Source organism: Nocardioides sp. (assembly GCF_047606145.1).
Lineage (GTDB): Bacteria > Actinomycetota > Actinomycetes > Propionibacteriales > Nocardioidaceae > Nocardioides.
In genome coordinates this window covers 1-9,414 of record NZ_JASGET010000136.1, presented here as the reverse complement: position 1 = coordinate 9,414, position 9,414 = coordinate 1, and the positions used below count along the sequence as shown (strand labels likewise).

The window sequence follows — 9,414 nt, the reverse complement described above, 5'->3', positions numbered from 1 at the left end:
CGATGGCAAGGAACCGGCGACGGTTCTCGATCTTCCGCTGGGCCGCCAACTGGGCAGCAGCACGGGCGGCGCGCTCCTCACGCGAGGTCTTGCTCATCGATCACTCATCTCCATCGGGCGGACGTGGACGACGGACCTGCGCCGACAGCCTAGGCGTTCGTGTACGCGTCCTTGCGGAGCACGCCGGTGCCGGGACGCCGCCCCACCCAGGCGCGAAGAGGTCTCGATACGCCCGAGGCCGTGCCCGATGGGTTCATCGACTCGGCACGGGTCGGATGACACGGCGGTATGGTTCCCGGGTGTCTTCCCACAACGAGCGGCTGGTCTGGATCGACTGCGAGATGACCGGTCTGTCCCTGATCGACGACGCCCTGATCGAGGTGGCGGTCCTGGTCACCGACTTCGACCTGAACGTCCTCGGCGAGGGAGTCGACCTGATCATCAAGCCGCCGGCCCAGGCGCTGGACCGGATGGACGACTTCGTCCGCCAGATGCACACCAGGTCCGGGTTGCTCAACGAGCTCGACGCGGGGCTGAGCATGGCCGAGGCGGAGGAGCAGGTGCTGGCCTACGTCCGGGAGCACTGCGCCGACGGCTCCCGGCCGCCGCTGGGCGGCAACACCGTGGCCACCGACCGAGCGTTCCTGGCCCGCGACATGCCCGCGCTGGAAGGCTTCTTGCACTATCGCAACGTCGATGTCTCCTCGATCAAGGAGCTCGCCCGGCGCTGGTTCCCCAAGGCCTACTACTCGGCGCCGGCCAAACGCGGCAACCATCGTGCGCTCGCCGACATCGCCGAGTCGATCGAGGAACTGCGCTACTACCGGGAGGCGGTGTTCGTGCCGTCGCCCGGCCCGGCCAGTGAGTCCGCGAAGCAGATCGCCGCGAGGCACGGCGGCTCGATCACCGCCCAGTTGCCCGAGAGCCCCGATTCAGCGAAAGAGGACTGAGTCCCCTATGCTTTCCGCGCGGTCCAGGATCGTGTCCGAGGTGGCACGGCGCCGGGCCTCATGGTGGGCGTAGCTCAGCTGGTAGAGCATCGCGTTGTGGTCGCGAGGGTCGCGGGTTCGAGCCCCGTCGCTCACCCCACCAGATCGAAGGAGCACCGGGTCCGTAGCGCCCGGTGCTCCTTCGTCATATGCCCACGCCTCGGAACGGCGGCCTGTTCTCACCGCTATTGTCTGACTAAAGTCAGAGATATGGTGAGCTGCGAGCAGACCGCCGTCGTACGGCGCTTCAACCGGTCCTACACCCAGCGCATCGGAGCGCTGGAGGACTCCTTCCTCGGCCTCGGCCTCCCCCTCGCGGTCGCCCGGGTCGGCTTCGAGATCGGCGTCGAGCCGGGCACGGTGCAGGCGTTGCGTGCGCGGCTCGGGCTGGACTCCGGCCAGCTGAGCCGCATCCTGCGCCGGCTGGAACGCGACGAGATCGTCCGGGTCGAACCCGATCCGACGGATCGCCGCAGGCGGCTGGTGGAGCTGACCGCGGCCGGCCGCCGCTGGTGGGACGACCTGGACCGCCGTTCGCGGGAGCGCGCCGAGGCACTGCTGGCGCCGCTGACCGAGCGGCAGCGCGTCCGGCTCGGCAATGCACTGCGCGAGGCCGACCTCCTGGTCCGGGCCAGCACGGTCAGCCTCGAGGCGGTCGATCCGGCGAGCCCGGAGGCCCGGGCGACCGTCGCGGCGTACGTCGCCGAGATGGACGCCCGGTTCGACATCGGCTTCGACCCCGGTCCGATCGACGCCGACGACGACAGCCTGCGGCCGCCGGACGGTGTCTTCGTGGTGGCACGCAGCGACGGCGCAGCGGTGGCCGGCGGCGGTTGTCGCACCTTCGCCGGCGCCGCCGAGATCAAACGCATGTGGGTCGACGGGTCCTGGCGAGGCGCCGGACAGGGCGCGCGGCTGCTGCGCCGGTTGGAGCAGGAGGCGATCCGGCTGGGACACGATGTCGTCCGGCTCGACACCAGGGCGGTGCTCACCGAGGCGATCGCCCTCTACGAGCGCGCCGGATATCACCGGATCGAGCGCTACAACGACAACCCCTACGCCACCCATTTCTTCGCCAAGGACCTGCGGCCGGGCGTGCCGAGCCGGCCGATCGACTGACATACGCTGCTGGATGTGACATCCACCCAGCGGTACGACGTCGTCATCGTCGGTGGTGGCCACAACGGCCTCACCGCCGCCGCCTACCTGGGCCGGGCCGGGCTCAGCGTGCTGCTGCTGGAGCGACTCGACCACGTCGGCGGCGCGGCCGTCTCCGCCCGCGCCTTCCCGGACACCCCGACCCGGCTGTCGCGGTACAGCTACCTGGTCTCGCTGCTGCCCGAGCAGATCCGCGACGACCTCGGGCTGGACGTGGAGCTCCGCTCGCGTCGTACCGCGTCGTACACCCCGTTCGTGCGCGACGGGGTCGCCGGCGGGCTGTTGGTGGAGCACGAGGAGGGCGAGCTCACCGCGCGCTCGTTCCGCGAGCTGACCGGCAGCGATCGGGAGTACGAGGCCTGGCGGACCTTCTACGAGGAGGTCGGCGAGCTCGCCCGGGTGCTGGCGCCGACCCTCACCGCACCGCTGCCCACCGACGCGGCGGTGCGCGCGCAGGTGCCGGACGGGATCTGGCACGACCTGGTCGAGGCTCCGCTCGGCGAGAGCATCGAGCGCCGCTTCCGCGACGACCTGGTCCGTGGGGTGGTCGCCACCGACGCGCTGATCGGCACCTTCGCCTCGCTGCACGACCCCTCCCTCGTCCAGAACCGGTGCTTCCTCTACCACCTGATCGGCAACGGCACCGGGGAGTGGCGGGTGCCGGTCGGCGGGATGGGTGCGGTCACCGACGCGCTCACCAAGGCAGCCGTCGACGCCGGGGCGGAGATCCGCACCTCGGCCGGGGTCCACGCGATCCATGCCGGGACCGCATCCGACGACGGCGCCGAGGTCATCTGGGACGACGCGACCGGGCGCCACCGCGCGCCGGCCCGCTTCGTGCTCTCCGGAGTGGCGCCCTGGGTGCTGCGCATCCTGCTGCACGGCGAGGAGGACGCGGCCAGCAAGCCGATCGGCTCGCAGCTCAAGATCAACCTGCTGCTCGACCGCCTCCCCCGGTTGCGCTCCGGCGCCGATCCGGAGGTGGCCTTCGCCGGCACCCTCCACCTGGGTGAGTCCTACACCGAGCTCGAGCACGCGTACGCCGAGGCCGCCACCGGCCAGCTGCCGACTCGCCAGCCCGGCGAGGTGTACTGCCATTCGCTGACCGATCCCTCCATCCTCGGTGACGTGCCGGCCGGGACGCACACCCTCACCTACTTCGGACTGCACACCCCGGCGGGGCTCTTCGAGGACCCGGCGGCGAAGCAGGCCGCGGTCGATCGGGCGCTGGCCAGCCTGGACGAGCATCTGCTGGACCCGATCGCCTCGGTGGTACGGCGCGACGCCGAGGGCAACCCGTGCCTCGAGGCCAAGACCCCGGTCGAGATCGAGGCGGATCTGGCGATGCCGGGTGGGCACATCTTCCACGGCGACCTGGACTGGCCCTGGGCGCCGCAGCGGAGCCTGCTGGAGACCCCGGCGGCGCGCTGGGGCGTGCAGACCGACGTGGGCGCCGTACTGCTGTGTGGCTCCGGCGCCCGCCGCGGTGGCGCGGTCTCCGGCCTCGGCGGGCACAACGCCGCGCAGGCGGTGCTCGAGCTGCGCTGACCAAGACGCGTCGGGCCGTCGGGGCCGCCGTCGCTCCCGTCGATTTTGGGGGCCCCGGGTGCGCTGATAGTGTTCTTTCTCGCCGTCAGGCGCGCGCCACTAGCTCAATTGGCAGAGCAGCTGACTCTTAATCAGCGGGTTGTAGGTTCAAGTCCTACGTGGCGTACCGAGTGCCCTCCGATCTGCGATGCGGATCGGAGGGCTTCGTCGTTCCCGGCCGCGGCGGCGTCGTCCCGGTGCGATCGACGAACATCCGCGCGCCGTACTGGTGCGTAACTTCCGGGCCTGCTCGCGCGTTGACGTGACGTCAGTCACCAGGGAGGGGCAGTCATGCGTTCGTCAGTCTCGAGGGGTTTGGCGCTGGTCGCGGCCGGCGGGATGCTCGCCCTGGCCGCGGCGCCGGCCGATGCGGCCACCCATGTCGCCCAGGCGAGCGCGACCGCGGTGAGCCTCAGCCTGGCGAGCGCCAGCACCGGCACCGGCTCGTTCACCGCCGTCAACGACGGCACCGGACAGAGCACCACCGGATCGAACGAGCCGGCCGTCACGCTGCTCTCCGGGCAGAAGCTGATCACCGCCGGCGTGCTGGCCCAGGACGCGGTCACCCACGTCCGGCACGGCCGCGGCTCCTCGGCCGCCTGCGCCGGCCTGGCCGGTGACGGCGCGAGCGTGCTCGCCGTCGGGGACGGCAACTGCCTCAGCGGCGGTGAGAACCTGGCGCTCGACATCGGCAACCTCGACTTCAGCAGCCTCGACGTGGTGGCCTCACCGCTCTTCGATGGCCTGGACACCCAGCTCAAGGCCGCGCTCAAGCCCTACCAGGACCAGCTCACCTCGGCACTCTCGGCGGGGCTGAAGCAGTTCGTGGACGCCCTCGGTGACCCGGCGCTGCACCTCGACCTCGGCGCCGTCCAGAGCCACTGCACGGCCAGCGGCGACACCGCGAGCGGCGACAGCGAGATCGTCAACGCCGCCGGGTATGTCGAGATCCCGACCATCGGCCGGGTCGATCTCTTCGACCTCCCCGTCGACCCCGCACCGAACACCAAGGTCGTCACCGACCTGAGCAGCGTCGCAGGTGACCTGGAGGATGCCCTGCGCACCCAGCTCACGGCGGCGTTGAAGAGCCGGCTCACCGACGACGACAGCCCGTTGGCCGCGCTCGCCACCCTCCTCGATCCGGCCGGGGACGGCATCGACACCGTGTTGGACCAGCTCGACCCGGTGCTCAACAAGGCACTCGCCGAACTGAGCGACCAGCTCGCACCGGTCGAGGACAACCTGCTCGACATCACGCTGAACAAGCAGACCCGCGGCACCGGCCAGATCACCGTGACCGCGCTGGACGTCTCGGTCGGATCGGCGGCCAAGGCGTTCACCGGCAGCGACCTGGCGCACCTGAGCATCGGCACCTCCCACTGTGGCCCGTCCGGCCGGATCACCACCACCCGGACCACCACGACCACGAAGCACCACCACTCGCCGGCGACCGCGTCCCACCCGGTGCCCACCGTGGTGACCGCGGGACTGGCCGACGCACCGCCCGACCGCGGCAGCGCGGGCCGCACCGGGCTGGTCGGGCTGCTGGTGCTCGGCGCGCTCGGCGCCGGAGCGGTCGCCTATCGGCGTACCGTGGCCCGGGCCGTCTCCCGGTCACGGCACTGACCCGTGGCCACCGGCTCGTCCGCGCAGGCGCCCGTCGCCGGCCGGCTCGCCGCCGCCGGCGCGGCCCTGTGGACCATGGCGGCGGTCCTGGCCGCCTGTCTGGTGGTGGCCGGACTGGTCTGGCCGAGCAACGGCCAGGACGCCGACCTCCCGCCCGGTGCGCCGATCAGGCTCAAGCTGCCCGGCGTGAAGACCCAGGCGGAGGTGGTCCCCATCCGGCTCGAGGGCACGGTGCTCGACCCGCCCCGCAACTACACCGAGGTCGGCTGGTGGCGGGCCAGCGCGAAGCCGGGGGCCTCGCACGGACAGACGGTGATCACCGGGCACACGGTGCACACGGGCGGTGGCAGTCTCAACCGGCTCGGCCGGCTCAAGGAGCAGCAGGAGGTCGACGTCGTCACCCGGCGCGGCACGTTCCAGTACCAGGTCGACGACGTCGTCGTCCTCTCCCGCGCGCAACTGGCCGACCGGGCGCGCCGGCTCTTCGGCCAGGGACACGGCCAGGGCCGGCTGGTGCTGGTGACCTGCACCGACTGGAACGGCAGCGAGTACCTGAGCAACGTCGTCGTGCTCGCCCACCGGTACGGCGCGATCGCGAAGCGCGGCTGACGCCGCACGGTCGGCTACAGGTAGAGACCGGTCGCCTGATCGCCGACTCGCTCGGCCGCGACCGCGTGCACGTCACGCTCCCGCATCAGCACATAGAGCTCGCCGGCCACCTCGACCTCCGGCTTGTCCTCGGCGTCGAAGAGCACCCGGTCCCCGACCTGGACCGAGCGGGCGTGCGGACCGATCGCCACCACCCGCGACCACGACAGCCGGCGGGCACCCATCGCGGCCGTGGCGGGGATGACGATGCCGCCGGTCGAACGCCGCTCTCCATCGTCCTGGCCGACCTCGACCAGCACCCGGTCGTGCAGCATCTTGATGGGTGTCTTGTCGCCGCCGACCTCGGTGCCGCCGCTCACTGCCAGACTCACTTGGCCAGACTCACTTGGCCAGCTTGCGCACCAGCGCGAACAGCACCACGACGCCGACCACGCCACCGACCGTCTTGGCGATGTTGCCGGTGCGTGGCTCACCGGTCTCGGGGTCGACGTAGACCGCCTTGACCGCCGCCACCTGCCGCGACGCGATCGTCTTCGGGTTCGCCCGGTAGACGAGCTGGTCGATGGTGCCGGCGAGGCGCTCGCGGATCTCCTCGATCTCGTGCTCCAGCTCGGAGCTCTGGTCGGACTTGGCCATGGTCCGAACCCTAGCAAGCCGGCGACGGTGGACCGACGGGCACACAGTAGGTTGTGGACATGACCCGCCTCGAACCCGGCGCACCAGCCCCCGACTTCACCCTCACCGACGACACCGGCGAGTCGGTCACCCTCAGTGACCTGCGCGGAGGCAAGGTGATCGTCTACTTCTACCCCGCCGCGATGACGCCGGGCTGCACCAAGCAGGCCTGCGACTTCACCGACTCCCTGGACTCGCTCCAGGCGGGCGGCTACACGGTGTTGGGCATCTCGCCGGACAAGCCGGAGAAGCTCGCCAAGTTCCGCGAGCGGGACCACCTGCGGATCACCCTGCTCTCCGACCCGGAGAAGTCGGTGCTGACGGCGTACGGCGCCTTCGGAGAGAAGAAGCTGTACGGCAAGGTCGTCGAGGGTGTCATCCGGTCGACGTTCGTGATCGGCGAGGACGGCACCATCGAGCTCGCCCAGTACAACGTGAAGGCGACCGGTCACGTGGCCAAGCTGCGCAAGGACCTCGGCCTGGCCGTCTGACGCCGGACGGTCGCTGAGAGGCACTGACCCCACAGACAGACGGCTCGGACCCCGTGGGGTCCGAGCCGTCTGGATCTCCAGCGAGATCACATGGTGGAGCTGCGGGGAATCGAACCCCGGTCCTCGAGCGACATACCAGGTCTTCTCCGGGCGCAGTCTGCGCTGTTCGCTTTTCTCGGCCCCGGTGCTCGCACAGACACGTCACCGACGGGCTCAGTCAGTTGATTGTCCCCTCGAACCCCACTGACGAGAGAGGGAGGGTGAGTCTCCTAGTCGACGCCTGGATCCGGGTCGGAGACGGACACCCGGTCAGACGCTTCGATCACCGCTCAGGCGGCGAGAGCGAAGGAACTGCGCTTAGCGTTGGCAGTTATTGGTTCCCAGCGGTCGTTTACGAGATGACGCTGGCTCCTCGACCCGCTTCCCCTGGAAACACCGTCCCAAGTCGAAACCGATCAGCCCCTCTTGAGTTGTCAACCGAACCGCAAGCCTAGCGGTCCGACCCCGGCGGACGCGAACGGCTTTCCCGTCGAACGCTCCCACCATGGTGGTCAACACGCTGCGCGCGGTCGTTCTTCCCCGGGACTCGACGTCACGCCGCGCCAGCCGCCACGGGCCGACGGTCGTCCCGGAGTCCGTCCGGAGGGTCACTCACGCATCCCCTTGAGCCGGCGCCCGACCTCGACCTCGGCCTCCCGCTTCGCGGTCCGCTCGGAGATCGCCTGCCGCTTGTCCCAGGCCTTCTTGCCGCGGGCGACGCCGATCTCGACCTTCGCCCGGCCGTCGTTGAAGTAGAGCTGCAACGGGATGACCGTCAGCCCCTTCTCCGAGACCCGGCGGTCGATCTTCTCGATCTCGGCCTTGTGCAGCAGCAGCTTGCGCTTGCGCCGGGCGGCGTGGTTGGTCCAGGTGCCGTTGAGGTACTCCGGGATGTGCACGCCGTGCAGCCAGGCCTCGCCGCGCTCGATGTCCACGAAGCCGTCCACGATCGAGGCCCGTCCCTCACGCAACGACTTGACCTCGGTCCCCTGCAGGACCATCCCGGCCTCGTAGGTGTCCTCGATGTGGTAGTCGTGTCGCGCCTTCTTGTTCTGCGCCACGACCTTGCGCCCCTGCTCCTTCGGCATCTGTCCATCATCCCAAAGAGATGCAAGCTCTTATCCCTCGCCTTGTCCCCTCGACTGTCCCCTCGGCTGGGCGGTCGAGGGCTCACATCCCGATCAGCGGTGCCGGATCCACCGGATCGCCGTCGCGCATGATCGTGAAGTGCAGGTGGCAGGCGGTGGACCAGCCGGTGGTGCCGGCGTACGCCACCGTGTCGCCGCGACCTACGACCTGGCCGACCCGTGCCTGGTACCGAGACAGGTGGTTGTAGATCGCGGTGTAGGAGTGCCCGTTGATCCGCCCGAGGTAGAGGTAGAGCCGGTTGCCCCACACGCTCGAATAGCCGGTGGAGATCACCTTGCCGGTGCCGACCGCCCGCTCCGGGGTCCCACACGGGGCATGCAGGTCGTCGCCGTTGTGCAGGCCCCAGTAGTGGTAGATCGGGTGCTCGCGCCAGCCGTACGGCGAGGTGATGTAGCTGTGCGCGACCGGCGTCGCGAACATCCCGCCGGTCGAGGAGACGTGCCGGTTCGGCGAGCGCGCGGCCAGCGCCAGGATCCGCGCCCTGATCCGCTTCTCCTGCCGCTCGAGACGGGCCAGCTCGCGCCGGTCCCGGGCGGTGGCGCGGGCGGCCGCCCGCTTCGCCGTACGCCGATCGGCGACCAGCTCGGCGACGTCGTCGCGAGCGTCGACCGCCCGTGCGCGCAGGGTGAGGATCTCGGCGACCTTGTCCGCCGCCGTGTCCTCCTTGTCGGCCACCGTGTCGGTCGTCTCCTCGACCTCCTGGGCGCGGACGGTCAGGACCGTCCGGGCGGCCTCGAGCCGCTGCAGGGTGTCGTCCTGGGTGGCGGTCAGGGTCACGTCGTACTCCCGCTCGCGGGTGAGCTCGCTCAGCGACCCGCCCCGCACCAGGGCGGCCACCTCGCCGAGCGCCGGCGCGCCGCCCGCGTATCGGGCCAGGATGGTGTCGCGTACCGCGCCGCGTGCGGTCGCCACATCACGGCGCCCCGAGACCAGCGCGGTACGCGCCCGGGCGAGCTTCGCACGCTGGACACCCAGCTCCCGCTGGAGCCTGCGGTGCGCGACCCGGGCGTCGGCGAGCTTGTGCTGGACTCGGCGCAGGTGGGCGCGGGCGGCGCGCAACCTGACCTCGGCGCGGCCGAGCGCGCGGTTGG

Annotated in this window: 10 protein-coding genes, 2 tRNA genes and 1 other RNA gene; 8 read left to right on the top strand and 5 right to left on the bottom strand. The window is 70.7% G+C overall.

Features of this window, described 5'->3' with window-relative positions; all coding sequences use genetic code 11:
* The first annotated feature begins 299 nt into the window (after positions 1-299).
* From orn to QM638_RS18100, 7 genes are all read left to right on the top strand, one after another.
* The gene (gene orn, locus QM638_RS18130) at positions 300-950 is read left to right on the top strand and encodes an oligoribonuclease (RefSeq protein ID WP_415144205.1); all 651 of its coding nucleotides are present in this window, start codon (positions 300-302) and stop codon (positions 948-950) included.
* A 63-nt stretch (positions 951-1,013) separates the two neighbouring features.
* Positions 1,014-1,089 (top strand) — tRNA-His (locus tag QM638_RS18125).
* A gap of 110 nt (positions 1,090-1,199) precedes the next feature.
* Complete coding sequence (locus tag QM638_RS18120; RefSeq protein WP_415144203.1) at positions 1,200-2,108, top strand: bifunctional helix-turn-helix transcriptional regulator/GNAT family N-acetyltransferase; 909 nt, start codon at positions 1,200-1,202, stop codon at positions 2,106-2,108.
* Between the two features lie 15 nt (positions 2,109-2,123).
* Positions 2,124-3,695: a phytoene desaturase family protein gene (locus QM638_RS18115; protein ID WP_415144201.1), complete on the top strand. Its 1,572-nt coding sequence runs from the start codon at positions 2,124-2,126 to the stop codon at positions 3,693-3,695.
* Between the two features lie 93 nt (positions 3,696-3,788).
* Positions 3,789-3,861, top strand: a tRNA-Lys gene (locus QM638_RS18110).
* Positions 3,862-4,025: 164 nt separating this feature from the next.
* A complete protein-coding gene (locus QM638_RS18105; RefSeq protein ID WP_415144199.1) occupies positions 4,026-5,360 on the top strand; it encodes a hypothetical protein in 1,335 nt (444 codons plus the stop codon).
* Positions 5,361-5,363: 3 nt separating this feature from the next.
* Positions 5,364-5,969, top strand: coding sequence for a class F sortase (locus tag QM638_RS18100; RefSeq protein WP_415144197.1), 606 nt, complete (start codon positions 5,364-5,366; stop codon positions 5,967-5,969).
* A gap of 14 nt (positions 5,970-5,983) precedes the next feature.
* On the opposite strand, the gene QM638_RS18095 is transcribed toward QM638_RS18100, so the two are convergent.
* Complete coding sequence (locus QM638_RS18095; RefSeq protein WP_415144207.1) at positions 5,984-6,283, bottom strand: GroES family chaperonin; 300 nt, start codon at positions 6,281-6,283, stop codon at positions 5,984-5,986.
* A 67-nt stretch (positions 6,284-6,350) separates the two neighbouring features.
* Positions 6,351-6,605 carry a DUF3618 domain-containing protein gene (locus tag QM638_RS18090; protein WP_415144195.1) on the bottom strand — a complete coding sequence of 85 codons (255 nt, stop codon included), beginning with the start codon at positions 6,603-6,605 and terminating at the stop codon, positions 6,351-6,353.
* A 59-nt stretch (positions 6,606-6,664) separates the two neighbouring features.
* Here QM638_RS18090 and bcp point away from each other — a divergent pair, with 59 nt between their 5' ends.
* Positions 6,665-7,135 (top strand): thioredoxin-dependent thiol peroxidase, encoded by a 471-nt coding sequence (gene bcp / locus QM638_RS18085; RefSeq protein WP_415144193.1) that lies wholly within the window; start codon positions 6,665-6,667, stop codon positions 7,133-7,135.
* Between the two features lie 91 nt (positions 7,136-7,226).
* On the opposite strand, the gene ssrA is transcribed toward bcp, so the two are convergent.
* The 3 genes from ssrA to QM638_RS18070 all read right to left on the bottom strand — a co-directional run.
* Positions 7,227-7,598, bottom strand: a transfer-messenger RNA (tmRNA) gene (ssrA, locus tag QM638_RS18080).
* A gap of 184 nt (positions 7,599-7,782) precedes the next feature.
* Positions 7,783-8,262, bottom strand: coding sequence for an SsrA-binding protein SmpB (gene smpB, locus QM638_RS18075; RefSeq protein WP_415144191.1), 480 nt, complete (start codon positions 8,260-8,262; stop codon positions 7,783-7,785).
* Between the two features lie 82 nt (positions 8,263-8,344).
* The coding region (locus QM638_RS18070) for a peptidoglycan DD-metalloendopeptidase family protein (RefSeq protein WP_415144189.1) at positions 8,345-9,414 on the bottom strand (1,070 nt) is incomplete at its 5' end.

Coding starts and splice junctions, on each gene's coding strand:
- smpB (WP_415144191.1), bottom strand. CDS start 8,262: ATGCCGAAGGAGCAGGGGCGCAAGGTCGTGGCGCAGAACAAGAAGGCG.
- QM638_RS18095 (WP_415144207.1), bottom strand. CDS start 6,283: ATGCTGCACGACCGGGTGCTGGTCGAGGTCGGCCAGGACGATGGAGAG.
- QM638_RS18090 (WP_415144195.1), bottom strand. CDS start 6,605: ATGGCCAAGTCCGACCAGAGCTCCGAGCTGGAGCACGAGATCGAGGAG.
- QM638_RS18120 (WP_415144203.1), top strand. CDS start 1,200: ATGGTGAGCTGCGAGCAGACCGCCGTCGTACGGCGCTTCAACCGGTCC.
- bcp (WP_415144193.1), top strand. CDS start 6,665: ATGACCCGCCTCGAACCCGGCGCACCAGCCCCCGACTTCACCCTCACC.
- QM638_RS18105 (WP_415144199.1), top strand. CDS start 4,026: ATGCGTTCGTCAGTCTCGAGGGGTTTGGCGCTGGTCGCGGCCGGCGGG.